The organism is Pseudomonas sp. LAM2023 (assembly GCF_016620375.1).
Taxonomy (GTDB): Bacteria; Pseudomonadota; Gammaproteobacteria; order Pseudomonadales; family Pseudomonadaceae; genus Aquipseudomonas; species Aquipseudomonas anuradhapurensis.
On the sequence record NZ_JAENHV010000023.1, the window covers coordinates 395,512 to 414,889 of the forward strand.

At 63.4% G+C, this 19,378-nt stretch carries 16 protein-coding genes; 7 read left to right on the plus strand and 9 right to left on the minus strand.

What is annotated here, in order from left to right; genetic code table 11:
• Nucleotides 1-175: 175 nt before the first annotated feature.
• Nucleotides 176-2,467 carry a 5-methyltetrahydropteroyltriglutamate--homocysteine S-methyltransferase gene (gene metE, locus JKP78_RS14775; RefSeq protein WP_186685453.1) on the minus strand — a complete coding sequence of 764 codons (2,292 nt, stop codon included), beginning with the start codon at nucleotides 2,465-2,467 and terminating at the stop codon, nucleotides 176-178.
• A gap of 301 nt (nucleotides 2,468-2,768) precedes the next feature.
• On the opposite strand from metE, the gene JKP78_RS14780 reads away from it, so the two are divergent.
• Nucleotides 2,769-4,256 (plus strand): methylenetetrahydrofolate reductase C-terminal domain-containing protein, encoded by a 1,488-nt coding sequence (locus tag JKP78_RS14780; protein WP_200626878.1) that lies wholly within the window; start codon nucleotides 2,769-2,771, stop codon nucleotides 4,254-4,256.
• Here the strand turns inward: JKP78_RS14780 and yjiA are convergent.
• The 3 genes from yjiA to JKP78_RS14795 all read right to left on the minus strand — a co-directional run bounded on the left by yjiA (nucleotide 4,216) and on the right by JKP78_RS14795 (nucleotide 7,656).
• Complete coding sequence (yjiA, locus tag JKP78_RS14785; protein WP_200626879.1) at nucleotides 4,216-5,193, minus strand: GTPase; 978 nt, start codon at nucleotides 5,191-5,193, stop codon at nucleotides 4,216-4,218. The genes JKP78_RS14780 and yjiA overlap by 41 nt on opposite strands.
• A gap of 185 nt (nucleotides 5,194-5,378) precedes the next feature.
• The gene (locus JKP78_RS14790; protein WP_029614786.1) at nucleotides 5,379-5,576 is read right to left on the minus strand and encodes a YbdD/YjiX family protein; all 198 of its coding nucleotides are present in this window, start codon (nucleotides 5,574-5,576) and stop codon (nucleotides 5,379-5,381) included.
• Nucleotides 5,577-5,589: 13 nt separating this feature from the next.
• Nucleotides 5,590-7,656 (minus strand): carbon starvation CstA family protein, encoded by a 2,067-nt coding sequence (locus JKP78_RS14795; RefSeq protein WP_186685456.1) that lies wholly within the window; start codon nucleotides 7,654-7,656, stop codon nucleotides 5,590-5,592.
• A gap of 165 nt (nucleotides 7,657-7,821) precedes the next feature.
• Between JKP78_RS14795 and JKP78_RS14800 the strand changes: the two genes are divergently transcribed.
• A complete protein-coding gene (locus JKP78_RS14800) occupies nucleotides 7,822-8,184 on the plus strand; it encodes a PilZ domain-containing protein (protein WP_170032616.1) in 363 nt (120 codons plus the stop codon).
• 263 nt (nucleotides 8,185-8,447) lie between these two features.
• Nucleotides 8,448-9,965, plus strand: a complete 1,518-nt coding sequence (locus JKP78_RS14805; protein ID WP_186685457.1) for a nucleobase:cation symporter-2 family protein — start codon at nucleotides 8,448-8,450, stop codon at nucleotides 9,963-9,965.
• A 94-nt stretch (nucleotides 9,966-10,059) separates the two neighbouring features.
• On the opposite strand, the gene radA is transcribed toward JKP78_RS14805, so the two are convergent.
• Nucleotides 10,060-11,430 carry a DNA repair protein RadA gene (gene radA, locus JKP78_RS14810; RefSeq protein ID WP_186675249.1) on the minus strand — a complete coding sequence of 457 codons (1,371 nt, stop codon included), beginning with the start codon at nucleotides 11,428-11,430 and terminating at the stop codon, nucleotides 10,060-10,062.
• A 176-nt stretch (nucleotides 11,431-11,606) separates the two neighbouring features.
• On the opposite strand from radA, the gene mscL reads away from it, so the two are divergent.
• Nucleotides 11,607-12,026, plus strand: a complete 420-nt coding sequence (gene mscL / locus JKP78_RS14815; protein WP_186675251.1) for a large-conductance mechanosensitive channel protein MscL — start codon at nucleotides 11,607-11,609, stop codon at nucleotides 12,024-12,026.
• 34 nt (nucleotides 12,027-12,060) lie between these two features.
• Here the strand turns inward: mscL and JKP78_RS14820 are convergent, their stop codons facing one another.
• Entirely contained in the window at nucleotides 12,061-12,837 is a 777-nt protein-coding gene (locus tag JKP78_RS14820; protein ID WP_186675253.1) for a ferredoxin--NADP reductase, read from the minus strand.
• Between the two features lie 216 nt (nucleotides 12,838-13,053).
• Between JKP78_RS14820 and JKP78_RS14825 the strand changes: the two genes are divergently transcribed.
• Both JKP78_RS14825 and JKP78_RS14830 read left to right on the plus strand, forming a co-directional pair.
• Complete coding sequence (locus JKP78_RS14825; protein ID WP_186685458.1) at nucleotides 13,054-13,761, plus strand: autoinducer binding domain-containing protein; 708 nt, start codon at nucleotides 13,054-13,056, stop codon at nucleotides 13,759-13,761.
• A 95-nt stretch (nucleotides 13,762-13,856) separates the two neighbouring features.
• Nucleotides 13,857-14,981: a methyltransferase gene (locus JKP78_RS14830; protein ID WP_200626880.1), complete on the plus strand. Its 1,125-nt coding sequence runs from the start codon at nucleotides 13,857-13,859 to the stop codon at nucleotides 14,979-14,981.
• A 121-nt stretch (nucleotides 14,982-15,102) separates the two neighbouring features.
• On the opposite strand, the gene JKP78_RS14835 is transcribed toward JKP78_RS14830, so the two are convergent.
• From JKP78_RS14835 to JKP78_RS14845, 3 genes are read right to left on the minus strand one after another with little or no spacing between them, the layout of a single operon-like run.
• The gene (locus JKP78_RS14835) at nucleotides 15,103-15,258 is read right to left on the minus strand and encodes a DUF2474 domain-containing protein (protein WP_186685460.1); all 156 of its coding nucleotides are present in this window, start codon (nucleotides 15,256-15,258) and stop codon (nucleotides 15,103-15,105) included.
• 9 nt (nucleotides 15,259-15,267) lie between these two features.
• On the minus strand, nucleotides 15,268-16,275 hold the full coding sequence (gene cydB / locus JKP78_RS14840) for a cytochrome d ubiquinol oxidase subunit II (protein WP_170032629.1): 1,008 nt from the start codon (nucleotides 16,273-16,275) through the stop codon (nucleotides 15,268-15,270).
• Nucleotides 16,276-16,278: 3 nt separating this feature from the next.
• Nucleotides 16,279-17,715 carry a cytochrome ubiquinol oxidase subunit I gene (locus tag JKP78_RS14845; RefSeq protein WP_186685463.1) on the minus strand — a complete coding sequence of 479 codons (1,437 nt, stop codon included), beginning with the start codon at nucleotides 17,713-17,715 and terminating at the stop codon, nucleotides 16,279-16,281.
• Nucleotides 17,716-18,071: 356 nt separating this feature from the next.
• Between JKP78_RS14845 and JKP78_RS14850 the strand changes: the two genes are divergently transcribed.
• Nucleotides 18,072-19,292, plus strand: coding sequence for an MFS transporter (locus tag JKP78_RS14850; protein ID WP_186685465.1), 1,221 nt, complete (start codon nucleotides 18,072-18,074; stop codon nucleotides 19,290-19,292).
• Nucleotides 19,293-19,378: the final 86 nt, after the last annotated feature.

Consider the following 19,378-nt stretch of genomic DNA (forward strand, 5'->3'; position numbering starts at 1 on the left):
CGGAATGATCGCGTCATATGAACCAGGCGGTCGCGCGCGACTGTCATAGGCGTTACTGGCCCGAAACAGACGTAGGAGCGAGCGCAGCTCGCGATGCGCCGCGCGGGCGGCGCTCGGTCTCACAGGCGCTGCAGTTATCACGGCAAACACCTCGCTGCCCCCTCAAATCACCTACCTAGGCCAAGGTACGCAGCTCGCGGGCAGCAGCAACCATATTGATCAGCGCCGCCTCGGTCTCGGGCCAGCCACGGGTCTTCAGCCCGCAATCCGGGTTGACCCACAAGCGCTCGGCGGGGATACGCCGGGCCGCCTTGCGCAACAGCTTGACCATTTCCTCGCGGCTCGGCACCCGCGGCGAGTGAATGTCATACACCCCCGGGCCGATCTCGTTGGGGTAGGCAAACCGCTCGAATGCCGCCAGCAATTCCATGTCCGAACGCGAAGTCTCGATGGTGATCACGTCGGCATCCATTGCCGCGATCGACTCGATCACGTCATTGAACTCGCTATAGCACATGTGAGTGTGAATCTGGGTTTCGTCACGCACGCCCGAAGCACACAGGCGGAACGCCTCGGTAGCCCACTCCAGGTAATGGGCCCAGGCGCCGTGGCGCAGCGGCAAGCCTTCGCGGAAGGCTGCTTCGTCGATCTGTACGATCCGGATCCCCGCCGCTTCCAGGTCGAGTACTTCGTCGCGGATCGCCAGTGCCAGCTGACGCGCCTGCACCTCGCGGCTGACATCCTCGCGTGGGAACGACCACATCAGCATGGTCACCGGGCCGGTCAGCATGCCCTTCATCACCTTACCGGTCAGGCCCTGGGCATAGGTGATCCATTCCACGGTCATGGCCTTCGGCCGGCTCAGGTCGCCAACGATCACCGCCGGCTTCACGCAGCGCGAGCCATAGCTCTGTACCCAGCCGAAGCGGGTAAAGGCATAGCCATCGAGCTGCTCGGCGAAGTACTCGACCATGTCGTTGCGCTCGGCCTCGCCGTGTACCAGCACATCCAGGCCCAGGTCTTCCTGGATTTTCACCGCGTGGCGGATCTCGCTGTGCATGGCCTCGACATAATCGGCCTCGCTCAGCTTGCCTTGCCGGTAGGCCTGGCGTGCCAGGCGAATCGCCGACGTCTGCGGGAACGAACCAATGGTTGTGGTCGGGAACGCGGGCAGGCCGAGCCGCGCACGCTGCTTGCCGATACGCTGGGCAAACGCCGACTGGCGCTGGCTGTCGGCGGGCTTGATGGCGGCCAGGCGGGCTTGCACGGCGGGTTTGTGAATGCGCGGAGAAGCCGCGCGGCTGGCCTGTACGGCCTGGCTCTGCGCCAGGGCAGCGGTAACCTCCGCGGCCTGCGGGTCATCGATGGCCTTGGCCAGTAGCGCCACCTCCTGGCACTTCTGCACGGCAAAGGCCAGCCAGCTTTGCAGCTCGGCATCCAGCTGGTCTTCACGGTCCAGATCCACCGGGCTGTGCAGCAGCGAGCAGGACGGTGCTACCCACAGCCGGTCGCCGAGGCGTTCATGGGCATGGCGCAGTACCTCCAGCGCCTGCTCCAGGTCGCAGCGCCAGACATTGCGGCCGTTGACCAGGCCCAGCGACAGCACCTTGTAGGCCGGCAGGCGGTCGAGGATGGTCGGGTACTGCTCGGGTGCCCGCACCAGGTCGATGTGCAGGCCATCGACCGGCAGGTTGGCAGCCAGGCCAAGGTTGTCCTCCAGGCCGCCGAAGTAGGTGGCGATCAGCTTCTTCAGCGGCGCACGCTGGATGATGTTGTAGACGCGCTCGTAGGCGTTCTTCCAGTCCTGGGGCAGGTCCAGGGCCAGGATCGGCTCGTCCAGCTGCACCCACTCCACGCCTTGGGCAGCCAGGCGGTTGAGGATCTGGTCATACAACGGCAACAGACGGTCGAGCAGCTCCAGCTTGTCGAAATCGCCGCCCTTGGCCTTGCCCAGCCACAAATAGGTCAGCGGGCCGATCACCACTGGCTTGACCGTATGGCCCAGGGCCTGGGCTTCGTCCACTTCTTCGAACAGCTGTTCCCAGCTGAGGACGAACTGTTGGTCGGCGGTGAATTCGGGGACCAGATAGTGGTAGTTGGTGTCGAACCACTTGGTCATTTCCTGGGCGTGGGCGCCGCCACAGCAGCTGTCTCCGACGGCACCACGGGCCATGGCGAACAGGGTTTGCAGGGTTGGCCTGGCGCCGTCACGGCTGCGAAAGCGCTGCGGGATCACGCCGAAGGTCAGCGAGTGGGTCAGCACCTGATCGTACCAGGCGAAATCGCCGACCGGCAGCAGTTCGATTCCGGCGTCTTTCTGCACTTGCCAGTGGCGGGCACGCAGCTCGCGGCCGACGGCGCGCAGGCCGGCTTCGTCGAGTTCACCCTTCCAGTAGGCTTCCTGGGCCTTTTTCAGCTCGCGGTCGCGGCCGATACGTGGAAAGCCCAGGTTGTGTGCCAGTGCCATGTCTTGTCCCTCAGCATGCAGAAATGAATGAGGGGATTTTCCGGGTGCTGGAATCTTGAGACAAACTCATTAAATTTGAGATGAACTCAAGATTTTCTCATGATCGAGAATTTGTGCTGTCTGTACTGGCCCCATCGCGGGCATGCCCGCTCCCACATGCGTCCAGGTTCATGCAATACCTGTGGGAGCGGGCGCGCCCGCGAAGAGGCCGGCACAGGCACACACATGTCTCATTCAGAGCATGACCCCACCCGCCTTCTGCCGCACAATGCCACCCTGACCACACCAGGTGCCCGGCCCCATGAGCCTGCTGAAAACCGCGCTGCGCGAAAACACCTTCGTCTGCGTCATGGAATTCGTCCCAAAGCCCTCGGCAGAACGTTTCGCTGCCATGGAGGCAATCCTGGCCCGCGCGCATCTGTGCGGCTGGCCAATGACGGTGGCCATCGGCGACCGCGTCGGCAGCCCGCTGGACATGTCACCCCTGGATGCTCTCGCCTCGTTCAGCAACCCGGTACCGGCCCTGCCGCACTTCTCCGGCAAGGACCGCGAACGCCATCACTTGCTCGCCCAACTGCAACGCATGGATGCGGCCGGCCTCGACCAGTTGCTGCTACTGACCGGCGACCGCCTGCCCGGCCACCAGCCTGGCCAACGCCCGGTGCGCTACCTGGAGTCGGTCGCTGCCCTGCAGATTGCCCGCCAGGCCTGCCCGCACTGGCTGCTCGGCGCGGCCCTCAACCCGTTCAAGTACTGTGAGGAAGAAGGCGGCGCCCAGTACTTCAAGGCCGAGAAAAAGCTGGCGGCAGGCGCCGATTTTTTCACCCTGCAACTGGGCTTCGATGCCGACAAGCATCAGGAAGCCATGCACTGGATGAGCCGCCAGGCCACGCCCAGGCCGATGCTGGCCTGCCTCATGAGCCTTACCCATGGCCGCGCGGCGATGCTCGACCAGGTCGCCGGGGTGACCGTCACGCCGTCCATGCGCGACCTGCTCGAAGCTGAAGCGGCCCAGTCCAAGGCCTTTGCCCAGGCACGTAGCGTCGACCGCCTGGCGCTGCAGATCATCGGCGTCAAGCTGATGGGCTATGCCGGTGTGCACCTGTCAGGGATTCATGAACTCAAGGAATTGTTGGCGCTGGAAGCACGCCTCGAGCATTGGCAAGCGCAAATCGAAACGCTGGAACACTGGGCGCCGGCCTGGCACGCCAGTTGGCAGATGCCTGGCCTGCCGGCGGTCAGTTTCCACCCGCCACAGGCTGGTTGGCGCCAGGGCGAATCACGGGTCGCTGCCTCATTTGCGGAGAAGGCGCACTATCACCTGATGCATGGCATGCATGCGCTGCTGTTCAGCCGCCGCAATGCCCTGAGCAAGGCATTTGGCTGGGCGGTGCGCCAGCCGTTGTGGGCCACGCGCCTTGGCGCGCAGGTACTGCACACGGTGGAACGCGCGGTGAAGCAGCCGCTGGTAGGCTGTGATACCTGCGGCCGTTGCCGCCTGGAAGACACCCTGTACATCTGCCCGGAAACCTGCCCCAAGGGCCTGGCCAACGGCCCTTGCGGCGGTACTGCGCTGAACCGTTGCGAGTTTGGCGATCGCGAGTGCATTCACAGCGTCAAGTACCGCACGGCCAAAGCGGTACGGCAGACGGCGGTGCTGAGCGAGCGCCTGATCCCGTGCATCGAGGTCGAGACCCGCCACCGCAGCTCGTGGCCGCAGTGGTTTCAGGCGCAGACGCCGCGCCAGCTCAGCCCGCAGCCAGCGCCTCGAACCCAGCCCGAATCGTAGCTTCGGGCAGTTCGTCGGCGATGAACACCAGCACGCTTTCGCGGGTTTCACCTTCGGCCCATTCGACATCCCAATCGAAGCCGTAGAGCTTGAGCACGCCCTGGAACACCAGCTTGCGCGCCTCGCCGGCAATGTTCAGCACGCCCTTGTAGCGCAACAGCTGCTTGCCGTGGGTTTCCAGCAGCTCGTTCATGAAGTCGCTGAGGCGGTCGATGTCCAAAGCGGTTTGCGTGCGCAGCACCAAGGTGGCGATGCGGTCCGGGGTAGCGGGCTTGAACAGCGGGCGCAGCGCTGGCTTCAGGTTCGCGCCCAGGTCGGGGTTGAGGTTGAACCCACGCACATCCAGCAGTTCCGCCAGGTCGATGCGGCCATGCTCGACCACGCGGATCGCCGCACGGCCATTGATGCGGGCCAGGCGCTCGCCGAGGGCGTCGACCACAGCCGGCTCGACCAGGTCGGTCTTGCTCAGCAGCAGGCGATCGGCAAAGCCGACCTGGGCCTGGGCGATGGCCTGGGTCAGGTGCAGCTCGGCATGCGCGGCATCGACCAGGGTGATGATGCCGTCGAGGATATAGCGCTCACGCAGCTCTTCATCGATGAAGAAGGTTTGCGCCACCGGCGCCGGGTCGGCCAGGCCGGTGCATTCGATCACCAGGCGGTCGAAGGCGATCTCGCCTGCATCCAGGCGTTCCAGCAGCAGGTACAGGGCACGGGTCAGGTCGCCATGGATGCTGCAGCACACGCAGCCGTTGGCCAGCGTCATCACCTGCACCGGCTCGTCGCCGAGCAGCTGGCTGTCGATGCCAGCCTCGCTGAATTCGTTCTCGATCACGGCGATCTTCAGGCCATGCTCGGCCTTGAGCATGTACTTGAGCAGAGTGGTCTTGCCAGCGCCGAGGAAGCCGGTGAGTACGGTTACGGGAATAGGCGTCTGCACGCAGAACATCTCCTGTGCAGTGGAATGGACGGGGGGAGCGCGATCCCTGCAGGAGCGCCCTAGTGTCGCGATCGGGCCGCAACGCGGCCCCGGATTTTCAGCTTCGCAGCCAAAATTGCCGGGGCCGCGTTGCGGCCCGATCGCGGCACTAGGCCGCTCCTACGCAGTACTGCGCTAGCCTGGACTTAGCAGCACTTGGGCCCGGACTTGCCACCATAACGCGCTTCCTGGCGTTCACGGAAGAACGCCTCGTAGCTCATCACCGGCTGGTCCGGGTGCGTCTTCTGCATGTGCTCGACATAGTTGTCATAGTCGGGCATGCCGACCATCAGGCGGGCTGCCTGCCCCAGGTATTTACCCAGTCGACCCAGGTCGTTGAACATCGCAGCAGTCCTCTCAAGCGTCAGGCAGGGCCTGGAACGGGGTTTCCTTGTCGGTACGCTCCTTGCGGCCGAGGGCGGCGAAACCGACCTTGACGGCAAAGAACAGCACACTGAACACCACCGCCAGGAACAGCACGGTCAGGCCGGCGTTGGTGTAGGCGTTGAAGATCACGTGCTGCATCTGCCCGATATCCTTGGCCGGGGCCAATACCTGGCCGGCTTCCAGCGCGGTGCTGTACTTCTTGGCCAGGGCCAGGAAGCCCACCGCCGGGTTCGGGTCGAACAGCTTGATCAGGCCTGCGGTGGTGGTGCAGATCAGCAGCCACACGGCCGGCAGCAGCGTGACCCAGACATAGCGCTGGCGCTTCATCTTGATCAGCACCACGGTGCCGAGCATCAGGGCGATACCGGCCAGCATCTGGTTGGAGATACCAAACAGCGGCCACAGCGTGTTGATGCCACCCAGCGGGTCGATCACCCCCTGGTACAGCAGGTAGCCCCACAGCGCCACGCAGCCGGCGGTGCCGATCAGGTTGGCAGTCCACGACTCGGTGCGCTTGAGCGCCGGCACGAAGCTACCCAGCAGGTCCTGCAGCATGAAGCGCCCGGCACGGGTACCGGCGTCGACCGCGGTAAGGATGAACAGCGCCTCGAACAGGATCGCGAAGTGGTACCAGAAGGCCATGGTGTTCTCACCCGGCAGCACCTGGTGAAGGATCTGCGCGATCCCCACCGCCAGGGTCGGTGCACCACCGGCACGCGCCAGGACGGTATGCTCGCCGATGTCGCGGGCCGTGGCCTCGAGCTGTTCCGGGGTAATCAGGAAGCCCCAGCTGCTGACCGTTTGCGCCACCGATGCCACGTCGGCACCGACCACGGCGGCCGGGCTGTTCATGGCGAAGTACACGCCAGGCTCGATCACCGAGGCGGCGACCATGGCCATGATGGCGACGAACGATTCCATCAGCATGCCGCCGTAGCCGATGTAGCGGGCGTTGGTTTCGTTGTCGAGCAGCTTGGGCGTGGTCCCCGAAGAGATCAGCGCGTGGAAGCCGGACACCGCACCACAGGCAATGGTGATGAACAGGAACGGGAACAGGGTGCCCTTCCACACCGGCCCGGTACCGTCGGTGAACTGGGTCAGCGCCGGCATTTTCAGCTCGGGCGCGATGATCAGGATACCGATGGCCAGGCCGACGATGGTGCCGATTTTGAGGAAGGTCGACAGGTAGTCACGCGGCGCCAGCACCAGCCATACCGGCAGCACGGCGGCGACGAAGCCGTAGCCCACCAGCATCCAGGTGATCTGCACGCCAGTGAAGGTGAACGCCGGGCCCCACACCGGATCTGCGGCAATCTGGCCCCCAAGCCAGATCGAGGCCAGCAGCAGGACCACGCCGACCACCGAGATCTCGCCGATGCGGCCCGGGCGGATGTAGCGCATGTAGACGCCCATGAACATCGCGATCGGGATGGTCGCCATCACCGTGAACATGCCCCACGGGCTTTCGGCCAGGGCCTTGACCACGATCAGCGCCAGCACCGCGAGGATGATGATCATGATCAGGAAACAGCCGAACAGGGCGATGGTGCCGGGGATGCGGCCCATCTCCTCGCGCACCATGTCGCCCAGCGAGCGGCCGTTGCGGCGGGTGGACAGGAACAGGACCATGAAGTCCTGCACCGCACCGGCCAGCACCACGCCGGCGATCAGCCACAGCGTGCCGGGCAGGTAGCCCATCTGCGCGGCGAGTACCGGGCCAACCAATGGGCCTGCACCGGCGATGGCGGCGAAGTGGTGACCGAAAAGAATGTGTTTGTTGGTCGGAACGTAGTCCAGGCCGTCGTTGTTGAGCACCGCCGGGGTGGCACGGCGCGGGTCGAGTTGCATCACCTTGGTGGCGATGAACAGGCTGTAGTAACGATAGGCGACCAGGTAGATGGCCACTGCCGCGACCACGATCCACAAGGCATTGATCGCCTCGCCGCGACGCAGGGCGACCACACCCAGCGCGCAGGCTCCTATGACTGCCAGCGCCAGCCACGGAATGTGGCGTAGCAGGCTATTATTGTTGTTCATGGTTTGCTTCCAGCTGGTGGATTGGAAAAGACCGCCCATCGAGTCTAGGGCGTGTCATCGCGCATTGCCACACTTGCTTTGGCCTAGAGCCTCTGCGGCCAGATTGCGGTACCTGATGCACAGGTCAAACTAACTATAGTCAGGATGTCATCCGAGGGCCTTCCCATGAGCGATCACGACGAGCGTCGGCGCTTCCGCCGCATCGACTTCGATGCCCCCACCGAACTGCGCCAGGGCGACCGCCGCTGGCCGGTAAAACTGCTGGATGTGTCGCTGAAGGGCCTGCTGGTCAAGCGCCCCGAGCCGTGGGATGCCGACCTTACCCAGGACTTCGATGCAGTCATCCACCTGGACCGCGATGTGCGCGTGCAGATGCAGGTGGAACTGCGCCATGAGGAGCCCACCCGCCTGGGCTTCATCTGCCTGTACATCGATGTCGAGTCGATGTCCCACTTGCACCGTCTTGTGGAACTGAACCTGGCCGACAGCACCGAAATGATGCGCGAACTGCGTGAACTGATCGAATAATGGGATCTCTTAGCTAGCTAAGAAAATCCGCATCTTGTGTTTCCTGTCTACCCAGACAGCTTTAAGCCTGGGTCGCGACGTATTGTACACACCTCTCTAATCCAGCCTTTTCCAACATGGTACGCCTCCTGCATTGGGTTCTGGTGCCCAGCGCCAGCGCCCATGTGCGCGCTCGGATCAAAAAATTGTATACAATTTTTGTGGCATTCATTTGTCGGAAATGTCTACAGTAGCGACACAACAATAAACAGAGAGCCTGCTCCATGACTACGTCCCCTAGCACGTCTCCCGCCAAGCGCCCCGAGGACGAAAACCTCGGCCTTGGGGCCAACCTGGCCTATGGTCTGCAGCATGTGCTGACCATGTATGGGGGGATCGTCGCGGTACCCCTGATCCTGGGGCAGGCCGCGGGCCTGAACGGCGCCGAAATCGGCATGCTGATCGCCGCTTCGCTGTTTGCCGGTGGCTTGGCCACCCTGCTGCAGACACTGGGCCTGCCATTCTTCGGTTGCCAGCTACCGCTGGTGCAGGGCGTGTCGTTCGCTGGCGTGGCGACCATGGGGGCGATCCTCAGCAGCGAAGGCGGCGGTGGCCTGCCAGGCGTACTGGGCGCAGTCATGGCCGCGTCGCTGATCGGCTTTCTCATTACCCCGGTGTTCTCGCGCATTACCAAGTTCTTTCCGCCGCTGGTAACCGGTATCGTCATCACCACCATCGGCCTGACCCTGATGCCGGTGGCCGCCCGCTGGGTGATGGGCGGCAATAGCGCCTCGCCAGAGTTCGGCAGCGTGGCCAACATCGGCCTGGCGGCGCTGACCTTCGCCATCGTGCTGCTGCTGAGCAAGCTCGGCAGTGCGACCATCTCGCGCCTGTCGATCCTGCTGGCGATGGTGGTCGGCACCCTGATCGCCTGGGCGCTGGGCATGACCGACTTCAGCAAGGTCACCGAAGGCCCGATATTCGCCTTCCCCGCGCCGTTCCACTTCGGCATGCCGGAGTTCCACATCGCCGCGATCCTGTCGATGTGCATCGTGATCATGGTGACCCTGGTGGAAACCTCGGCCGACATCCTCGCCGTGGGTGAGATCATCGACACCAAAGTCGACTCCAAGCGCCTGGGCAACGGCCTGCGCGCCGACATGGCGTCGAGCATCCTGGCGCCGATCTTCGGCTCGTTCACCCAGAGCGCGTTCGCCCAGAACGTGGGCCTAGTGGCGGTGACCGGGGTCAAGAGCCGCTACGTGGTGGCCACCGGTGGCGTAATCCTGGTGGTACTCGGCCTGCTGCCGATCATGGGCCGGGTGATTGCTGCCGTGCCGACGCCGGTACTGGGGGGCGCCGGCATCGTGCTGTTCGGCACCGTGGCAGCCAGCGGTATCCGCACCCTGTCCAAGGTCAACTACAAGAACAACGTCAACCTGATCATCGTCGCCGCCTCGCTGGGCTTTGGCATGATCCCGATTGCCGCGCCGACCTTCTACCATCACTTCCCGAACTGGTTCGAGACCATCTTCCACTCGGGCATCAGCTCGGCGGCAATCATGGCCATCCTGCTGAACCTGATCTTCAACCACTTCACCGCTGGCAACTCGGAAAACCAGTCGGTGTTCGCTGCAGCCTACGAGCGCACCATCCAGTACTCGGACATTTCAGCGCTGCGTGATGGCGATTACTTCAAGGATGGCAAGCTGTTCGATGCCGAAGGTAATGAAGTGCCGATGCTGGAGCTGGATGAACATGGCAATGAGACGGTCAGGCGCACGCCGGTCGCCGAACATTGACCACTGACTGAGCGGTGAGGTGGGGGGCCGATGCGCATCGTCGGCCCCTTTTTTGTTTGTCTGAACCGGCGATAAGGCCGGTCCAGGCTACGAGTTACTCGAACAGTGCATCCAGTGCCTGCTCCAGCCGGGTAACGGCAATCACCTGCAGCCCCGCCGGGGCCTCTTTCGGCGCGTTGCCCTTGGGCACGATGGCCCGCTTGAAGCCATGCTTGGCCGCTTCCTTCAAGCGCTCCTGGCCACTGGGCACCGGCCGTACCTCGCCCGACAGGCCGATCTCGCCAAACACCAGCAAGCCATGGGCCAGTGGCCGGTTGCGCAGGCTCGACATCACCGCCGCCAGCAACGCCAGGTCGGATGCGGTTTCCAGTACCTTCACCCCGCCTACCACGTTGAGGAACACGTCCTGGTCATGGGTTGGAATGCCACCATGCCGGTGCAACACCGCCAGCAGCATGGCCAGGCGGTTCTGGTCCAGGCCCAGGGTCACCCGGCGCGGGTTGGCCAGGTGGCTGTCGTCGACCAGTGCCTGCACCTCCACCAGCATCGGCCGGGTGCCCTCCCAAGTCGCCATCACCACGCTACCAGGTACTTCTTCCTGAGCGCGGTTGAGGAAAATCGCCGACGGGTTGGATACTTCCTTCAGGCCGCGGTCGGTCATGCCGAACACGCCCAGTTCGTTGACAGCACCGAAGCGGTTCTTCACAGCCCGCAACAGGCGCAGGCGGCCATCGGATTCGCCTTCGAAATACAGCACGGTGTCGACCATGTGCTCGAGAACGCGTGGGCCGGCCAGCGAGCCTTCCTTGGTCACGTGGCCCACCAGGAAGATCGCCGTGCCGCTCTGCTTGGCATAACGCACCAGCAACGCAGTACTCTCGCGCACCTGGGCCACGCCGCCAGGTGCCGATTGCAGCTGCTCGGTGAAAATGGTCTGGATCGAGTCGATCACCATCACCCGCGGCTTTTCCTGGCGCGCCGTGGCGATGATGGTTTCGATACAGGTTTCGGTCATCACCTTGAGCTGGTCCTGCGGCAGGCCCAGGCGTCGCGAGCGCATGGCTACCTGCTGCTGCGATTCCTCACCGGTAACGTAGAGTGCCGGCATGCCGACGGCAATGTTGCACAAGGTCTGCAGCAGGATGGTCGACTTGCCGATACCGGGGTCACCACCGATCAGCACCACCGAGCCATCCACCAGGCCCCCGCCCAGCACGCGGTCCAGTTCAGTGCTGCTGGTGGTGAAACGCGGGATTTCCTCGACGCTGACTTCGGCCAGGGTCTTGATCTGCGCCTGCTGCCCGGCCCAGCCGGTGCGGCCGTTGCCGGGCGCGGCGGCAGCGCCGCTTTCGATCATGGTTTCGACCAGGGTGTTCCAGGCCCCGCATTCGCCACACTGGCCGGCCCATTTGGGAAAGGTGGCACCGCATTCGGTGCAGCCATACAAGCGCTTGGCCTTGGCCATGGCTGGGGTCTCCTGGGAAAAACCGCCATGATAGCCGAGCTGGACGTGTCTCGAACGCCTCGAGGTGCGACAAAACTATTCGTTCTAACCGCAGTCGGAAGCCCTGAACATAACGCATGAAGCGTTTAAGTGGCTTACACTGCGTAAACCTTACCTTTTGTTACAAGGAACCAAACATGGGCATGATCAGTGAGTTCAAGGCCTTCGCGGTCAAAGGCAATGTCGTCGACATGGCGGTCGGTATCATCATCGGCGCAGCCTTCGGCAAGATCGTCTCGTCCTTCGTTGGTGACGTGGTCATGCCGCCACTGGGCCTGTTGATCGGTGGTGTCGACTTCAGCGACCTGGCCGTTACCCTGAAGGCCGCCGAAGGTGATGCACCGGCTGTGGTACTGGCCTATGGCAAGTTCATCCAGACCGTGATCGACTTCCTGATTGTGGCGTTTGCCATCTTCATGGGGGTGAAGGCAATCAACCGGCTCAAGCGTGAAGAGGCCGTGGCGCCGACTGCACCACCCGTGCCGAGTGCCGAAGAGACCCTGTTGACCGAAATTCGCGATTTGCTCAAGGCGCAGAACCAGAACCGCCTGCCTTGAGAGCACCAGGGGCTGCCTTGCAGCCCCAATCGCCTTACCAGTAGGCTTCCACCGCCACCTGCCCCGGCCGCTTGCTCAGGCTCAGCTGCAAGTCCCGCGCCTTGAGTACCTTGCGTGTCTCGTCGACCATTTCCGGGTTACCACACAGCATCACCCGCGAATGTTCCGGTGACAGCTCCAGCCCCGCAGCCTTCTCCAACTCGCCATTCTCGATCAGCGTGGTAATGCGCGCACTCAAGGCCCCGGCATGCTGCTCGCGGGTGACCACCGGAATGAACTGCAACTTGCCGGCAAATTCGGCCAGGTAATCGCGCTGCTCCAACCCGGCGATTTCATCCACATAAGCCAGCTCTTTCGCTTCACGCACCGAGTACACCAGCTTGATATTGTCGAAACGCTCCCAGGCCTCGAAGTCCTGCAGAATCGACATGAACGGCGCAATGCCGGTACCGGTTGCGAGCAACCATAAATCGCGGCCACCGACGAAGCGGTCCAGGGTCAGGAAGCCGAAGGCCTGGCGGTCGATCAGCAAGGTATCGCCCACCTCCAGCCGGCTCAGCTCGCTGGTGAATTCGCCCCCTGGTACCACGATGGAGAAGAAATCGAGATGCTCGTCATGGGGGGCGCTGACCATCGAATAGGCGCGCCATACCACACTGCCATCAGCCTTGGTCACGCCCAGGCGGGCGAACTGGCCGGAACGGAAGCGAAACCCCGCATCGCGCGTGACCCGCAGACTGAAGAGGTTCGGCGTCAGCGGCTGAACATCGAGCAGGGACTGGCGGGTGAACTTTTCGGCGCTAGCGGTCATATCGGGCTCCAGGTTTGGCATGCGCACAGTGTCGCGCAAAGTGGCGCGGATAAAAACCACTGCTTTGTAGGGCCTCACCAACGGTGAACCTGCCTAGGTCGCGGATAATCCTGCTCGCTGTAACAAAAAAATCCCAACGCCTTGGTAGGTCTTTTCCTACAATCAATCGGGTCCCCAAACGGATTGGACTGCTACTGCGTCAGCAAGGAGTGTCAGATGCGTCACTGGAAACCCGAATATCTTCATGCGTTCGTCAGTGAGCGTAGACCCCAAAGACTGTTTGATATCGCAGTGCACCTGGCCCAGAACCTGGACATGGTTTACCTGGGACTGAACGTTCGCATCCAGATCGCGACGCAAACGCCACGGTTGTACCTCTACAGCAATTACCCGAAAGAATGGATCGAGCGTTACCAGCGCGATGAGTTCTACAAGCAGGACGCCGCCGCCAATGCGAGCCACAGCTCGACCATGCCCGTGCTCTGGAATGACGACCTGTATCGTGAAGCCCCGAAGTTTCGTCAAGCAGCCTGCCAGTATGGCCTGTGCCATGGCTGGACACAGTCATTGCACGACTTGCAGCACAATGAAAGCCAGATCAGCGTGGCCAGGCCCACCGGCACCATCGGCATTACCGAACTCTACGACAAGGCTGGCAGTGTGCAGTGGCTGTGCCATACCCTGCATGCGGTGCTTGGTGAATACCACCTGAATGCACTGTGCCCCCCGCAGCCCAAGATGAGCAAACGGGAACTGGAAGTATTGAAATGGTCAGCCGCCGGCAAGACCGCTGCCGACGTGGCCTGCATCCTGTCACTGTCGCAAAGCACGGTGAATTTCCATATCCGCAGCGTTATCACCAAGACCAGCGCTGCCAACAAGGCCGGCGCCGTCGCCATTGCCGCCCTGCGCGGCTGGATCTGACCAGCAAACCTGCGACCCCGGGCAAAGCCCTGTAGAATCGCCCGGCAAAGCCCGGGGCGAACCGCAACGGGCAGATCGTTCCCGAGCCAGACGCCATGCCCCTGTTGACCACTCCCTACGCCGAACTCGACCTGATCCGCCAGCCGGATCAGGCCAACGACCCCTTGCAGGCTTTCGATGCAGCCGACGAATACCTGCTTGCGCAGATGCACGCACAGGCCCCGGCGGCCGATTGCCGGGTGCTGGTGCTCAATGACAGCTTCGGCGCCCTGGCTGCCAGCCTGGCGGGCAAGCTGCACGTGGTCAGTAGTGGCGATTCGCACCTGGCGCACCTGGCCCTGGAAAAAAACCTGTCGCGAAATGGCCTGCCGTTCGACAGCGTGCCCTTCGTCCCGGCCAGCGAAACCTGGCAAGGCTCGTTCGATCGAGTGCTGCTGCGGGTGCCCAAGACCCTGGCCTTGCTCGAAGAGCAACTGATCCGCCTGCAAGGCCACCTGGCGCCGGGTGCACAGGTGATTGCCGGGGCGATGATCAAGCACCTGCCCCGGGCTGCCGGTGACCTGATGGAGAAATACATCGGCCCGGTGCAGGCCTCGCTGGCGCAGAAAAAGGCCCGCTTGCTGACGGCGACGCTGGCCACGCGGCCGCTCGCCCGGTCGCCCTACCCCAGCCGCTATCGCCTCGACGCGCCGGCCCTGGAGCTGGTCAACCACGCCAACGTGTTCTGCCGTGAAGGCCTGGACATCGGCACCCGCGCCTTTCTGCCGCACCTGCCACGCGACCTGGGCCGTGCCCGGGTGGCGGACTTGGGTTGCGGCAACGGTGTGCTGGCGATTGCCAGCGCCCTGGCCAACCCGGATGCGCATTACACCTTGGTCGATGAGTCGTACATGGCGGTGCAATCGGCGCGGGAAAACTGGCAGGCCGCACTGGGCGAGCGCCCGGCGGTGTTCGAGGCAGCCGATGGGTTGGCCGGGGTAGAAAAACAGTCGCTGGAGGTGGTGCTGTGCAACCCGCCGTTCCACCAGCAGCAGGTGGTGGGCGATTTCCTTGCCTGGCGCATGTTCCAGCAGGCGCGTGAGGCATTGGTGGTGGGCGGGGCGCTGTATATCGTGGGTAACCGGCACCTGGGTTATCACAGCAAGCTGGCGCGGTTGTTCCGTGGCGTGGAGCAGGTGGCGGCTACGCCCAAGTTCGTCATCCTGAAGGCTCGTAAATAGGCCGTTGGGGCTGCTTTGCAGCCCATCGCGACACAAGGCCGCTCCTACAGGGAGACGCGACTGACTGAATGATCGCGATCCGGCCTTGTGTTGCAAAAGGGGCGCAAAGCGCCCCCTTGGTTCAATGGGTGGTCAACCCCGCTGCCCCCATGAACAGGCGCATCACCCAGGCCGCAACACCCAGCGCTGCCACGCTCATCGCCCAGATCAGCAGCAGCCAGCCCAGCCGCTGCCACAGGGGCTTTTTCTCCTCCAAGCCATGCTTGCCAGCCATCATGCGGCCTCCCTAGTGATAGCCGTCTTCGTGGGTAACCTTGCCGCGGAACACGTAGTAGCTCCAGAAGGTGTACATCAGGATGAACGGCAGGATGAACAGCGTACCGACCAGCATGAAACCCTGGCTCTGCGGTGGCGCCGCGGCATCCCAGATCGAGATCGACGGTGGGATGATGTTCGGCCACAGGCTGATGCCCAGGCCGCTGTAACCAAGGAAGATCAGCACCAGGGTGAGCAGGAACGGCGTGTAGTGCGCATTGCGCGCCACCGCCTTGAGCAAGCCGTAGAAGGTCACCAGCACCAGGATCGGCACCGGCATGAACCAGACCAGGTTAGGCATGCTGAACCAGCGGTCGGCGATCTGCGGGTAGGCGATTGGTGTCCACAGGCTGACAATGCCGATCACCGCCAACAACACCAGCGCCAGAGGGCGGGCAATGTCGTGCATCTTCTGCTGCAGCGCCCCTTCGGTCTTCATGATCAGCCAGGTGCAGCCCAACAGGGTATAGGCAACGATCAGCCCCAGGCCGCAGAACAGGCTGAACGGGGTGAGCCAATCGAGCGTACCACCGGCGAAATGCCGGTCGACTACCTTGAAGCCCTCCAGGAACGCGCCCAGGGCCACGCCCTGGAAGAAGGTGGCCACCAGCGAGCCCCAGATGAACGCCTTGTCCCAGATATGGCGCTTGTCGTCCTTGGCCTTGAAGCGGAACTCGAAGGCCACGCCGCGGAAGATCAGGCCGATCAGCATCAGGATCAACGGCAGGTACAGCGCCTCCAGCACCACCGAGTAGGCCATCGGGAACGCGCCGAACAGCCCGGCACCTCCCAGTACCAGCCAGGTTTCGTTACCGTCCCAGACGGGGGCGACGGTGTTCATCATCACATCGCGGTCACGCTCGCCCTTGACGAACGGGAAGAGCATGCCGATTCCGAGGTCGAAACCATCCATCACCACGTACATCATCACGCCGAAGATGATGATCACGGCCCAGATCAGCGAAAGGTCGATACCCATGGCTCAGTTTTCCTTGCTCAGGCTGGCGGAGTTGGCCTCACGGCCATCATCGGCGGCGGACAGCGGCCGCGCCGGCGTGCGTTTGGTGCCGGGGCCACCGCTGCTGTGCTCGTCGCCTTCGCCGGTCTGCGGGCCTTTGCGCACCAGGCGCATCATGTAGCCGAGGCCGGTACCGAACAGGGCGAAATACACCACCACGAAGGCCACCAGGGTGAAGCCGAGCTGGGCGTAGCTGTGGTTGGACACACCGTCCGCCGTCCGCATCAGGCCGTACACCACCCACGGCTGGCGGCCAATTTCGGTGGTGAACCAGCCGGCCAGCAAGGCGATCAACCCGGACGGCCCCATCCACAAGGCCAGGTGCAGGAACGGGCGCGAGGTATAGAGCGTGCCGCGCTTGCGCAGCCAGAGGCTCCACAGGCCGACGAAGATCATCAACAGGCCCAACCCGACCATGATCCGGAACGACCAGAAGACGATGGTCGAGTTGGGCCGGTCCTCCGGCGGGAACTCCTTCATCGCCGGCACCTGCTTGTCCAGGCTGTGAGTCAGGATCAGGCTGCCGAGCGCCGGGATTTCAAGCTTGAAGCGGGTGGTCTCGGCCTGCATGTCAGGAATGCCGAACAGGATCAGCGGGGTCGGCTCGCCGGGCACGTTCTCCCAGTGGCCTTCGATCGCGGCGATCTTCACCGGCTGGTGCTTGAGCGTGTTGAGGCCGTGGAAATCACCGATCACCGCCTGGATCGGCGCCACGATCAGGGCCATCCACATGGCCATCGACAGCATCTTGCGCACCGCCGGGTTATCGCGCCCGCGCAGCAGGTGCCAGGCCGCCGAGGCACCGACGAAGAACGCCGTGGCAACGAACGCGGCGGTGGCCATGTGCATCAGGCGGTAGGGGAACGAAGGGTTGAACACCACCGCCAGCCAGTCCACCGGCACCACCCGCCCATCGATGATCTCGTGGCCTTGCGGGGTTTGCATCCAGCTGTTGGAGGCGAGGATCCAGAAGGTCGAGACCAGCGTGCCGAGCGCTACCATCACCGTGGAGAAGAAATGCAGGCCGCGGCCGACGCGGTTCCAGCCGAACAGCATGACGCCGAGGAAGCCTGCTTCGAGGAAGAACGCGGTCAGCACCTCGTAGGTGAGCAAGGGGCCGGTGATGGCGCCGGCAAAGTCGGAGAAGCGGCTCCAGTTGGTGCCGAACTGGTAGGCCATGACCAGGCCGGAGACCACGCCCATGCCGAAGTTGACGGCAAAGATCTTCGACCAGAAATGATAAAGGTCACGGTAGACCTGGTTGTCGGTCCGCAACCAGAGGCCTTCGAGGACGGCCAGGTAGCTGGCCAGGCCAATGGTGATGGCCGGGAACAGGATGTGGAACGAAACGGTAAAGGCAAACTGCATTCGGGCGAGCTCTAGGGCCTCTATTCCGAACATGGTGCTTCCTCTTCAGATAATCCGGCGTCCGGGCTGCTGGCCCCGTCGCCCACTGCCCCCACGGTTATCGAGTGCGGCGTGTTGGAATTGTTCTGTTCGATCGCAGGGATTCCGGCCCGTAGGGCCACATCGTCGGCCAGCCGTTGCAAAAGCAACGATTGATCCAGATCAACGAATGCTAGGAAGCATAGTCCTGAATGGCGCGCCGGGCCGTGCGGTTGATTGCCGCGTGACCGGTTGCCCCACCCTCTTCAAAAAGGCCCGGAAAAGTGCCGCTCCGGGCAAACAGCAACCATTTGTTACAAACAGATGATACGCTGCGAGCCCCTCTACCGCGCCGAGGCCCCAGGTTTCCGATGCCCGATTCCGCTCCGCAGTTACTGCGTCACCACCGACCTTTCCTGGCCTTCTGGCTGGCCCGCGTGTTCACCGCCAGCGGTTTCCAGATGCTCACCGTGGCCATTGGCTGGCACCTCTACCAGTTGACTGGCAACGTACTGGACCTGGGCCTGGTCGGCCTGGTCGAGTTCGCCCCGCGTGTGCTGTTCATGTTGCACACCGGGCATGTCGCCGATCGCTACGACCGGCGCAAGGTCGCCGCCCTGTGCCAGAGCCTGCAGGGCCTGATCGCCCTGGCACTGGCAGTGGGCAGCGCCACCGACAACGTCACCCGCGAACTGATCTTCGCCCTGGCCTTCCTGCTCGGCGCCACGCGCTCCTTCGAGATGCCGGCGACCCAGGCGTTGCTGCCCAATGTGGTGCCAGCCGGGCTGTTTCCACGCGCGGTGGCGGCATCGGCATCGGCTACCCAGTCGGCCACCATCGTGGCGCCCGCCCTGGGTGGTTTCCTGTATGCATTCGGCAGCCTCTGGGTGTACGGCCCGACCGTGGCCCTGTATGCCATCGCCTGCATATTGACCCTGAGCCTGGAGGCACGCGGCCAGGTAGCCCAGCGAGGGCGTGCCAGCATCGAATCGCTGCTGGCCGGCATCCGCTTCATCCGCAGCCGGCCGGACATCCTCGGCGCCATCTCGCTCGACCTGTTTGCCGTATTGCTCGGTGGGGCCACCGCGCTGCTGCCGGTGTTCGCCAAGGACATCCTGCTGACCGGGCCACTGGGCCTGGGCCTGCTGCGCTCGGCGCCGGCGGTGGGGGCGTTGCTGATGTCGCTGTGGCTGGCGCGTTTCCCGTTCGAGCGCAACGTGGGGCGAACGATGTTCACGGCAGTGGGTGTATTCGGCGTGGCGACCATTGCCTTTGGCCTGTCGACCTCGTTCTGGTTCTCGCTCGCGGTACTGGTGGTGCTGGGTGCAGCGGACATGATCAGCATGGTCATCCGCGGCGCCTTCGTGCAGCTGGAAACACCGGATGAAATGCGCGGCCGGGTCAGCGCGGTGAATGGCCTGTTCATTGGTGCCTCGAACCAGCTCGGCGAGTTCGAATCGGGGGTGACGGCGCACTGGTTTGGCACAGTGCCGGCGGTGGTGATGGGTGGTATTGGCACCCTGGTGGTGACCGGGGTGTGGATAAGACTGTTCCCGACACTGGCCAAGCGGGATCGGTTGCATAACGGTTGAGACACAGCCTGTGCCCGCGAAGGCGCCGGTACAGGCTATACAGCACCCATTCCCCAACAGCCATAGGCCCCCGCCGAGCATGCTGG

Coding starts and splice junctions, on each gene's coding strand:
- metE (WP_186685453.1), bottom strand. CDS start 2,467: ATGGCACTGGCACACAACCTGGGCTTTCCACGTATCGGCCGCGACCGC.
- JKP78_RS14780 (WP_200626878.1), top strand. CDS start 2,769: ATGAGCCTGCTGAAAACCGCGCTGCGCGAAAACACCTTCGTCTGCGTC.
- JKP78_RS14790 (WP_029614786.1), bottom strand. CDS start 5,576: ATGTTCAACGACCTGGGTCGACTGGGTAAATACCTGGGGCAGGCAGCC.
- JKP78_RS14795 (WP_186685456.1), bottom strand. CDS start 7,656: ATGAACAACAATAATAGCCTGCTACGCCACATTCCGTGGCTGGCGCTG.
- JKP78_RS14800 (WP_170032616.1), top strand. CDS start 7,822: ATGAGCGATCACGACGAGCGTCGGCGCTTCCGCCGCATCGACTTCGAT.
- JKP78_RS14805 (WP_186685457.1), top strand. CDS start 8,448: ATGACTACGTCCCCTAGCACGTCTCCCGCCAAGCGCCCCGAGGACGAA.
- radA (WP_186675249.1), bottom strand. CDS start 11,430: ATGGCCAAGGCCAAGCGCTTGTATGGCTGCACCGAATGCGGTGCCACC.
- mscL (WP_186675251.1), top strand. CDS start 11,607: ATGGGCATGATCAGTGAGTTCAAGGCCTTCGCGGTCAAAGGCAATGTC.
- JKP78_RS14820 (WP_186675253.1), bottom strand. CDS start 12,837: ATGACCGCTAGCGCCGAAAAGTTCACCCGCCAGTCCCTGCTCGATGTT.
- JKP78_RS14825 (WP_186685458.1), top strand. CDS start 13,054: ATGCGTCACTGGAAACCCGAATATCTTCATGCGTTCGTCAGTGAGCGT.
- JKP78_RS14830 (WP_200626880.1), top strand. CDS start 13,857: ATGCCCCTGTTGACCACTCCCTACGCCGAACTCGACCTGATCCGCCAG.
- JKP78_RS14835 (WP_186685460.1), bottom strand. CDS start 15,258: ATGATGGCTGGCAAGCATGGCTTGGAGGAGAAAAAGCCCCTGTGGCAG.
- cydB (WP_170032629.1), bottom strand. CDS start 16,275: ATGGGTATCGACCTTTCGCTGATCTGGGCCGTGATCATCATCTTCGGC.
- JKP78_RS14845 (WP_186685463.1), bottom strand. CDS start 17,715: ATGTTCGGAATAGAGGCCCTAGAGCTCGCCCGAATGCAGTTTGCCTTT.
- JKP78_RS14850 (WP_186685465.1), top strand. CDS start 18,072: ATGCCCGATTCCGCTCCGCAGTTACTGCGTCACCACCGACCTTTCCTG.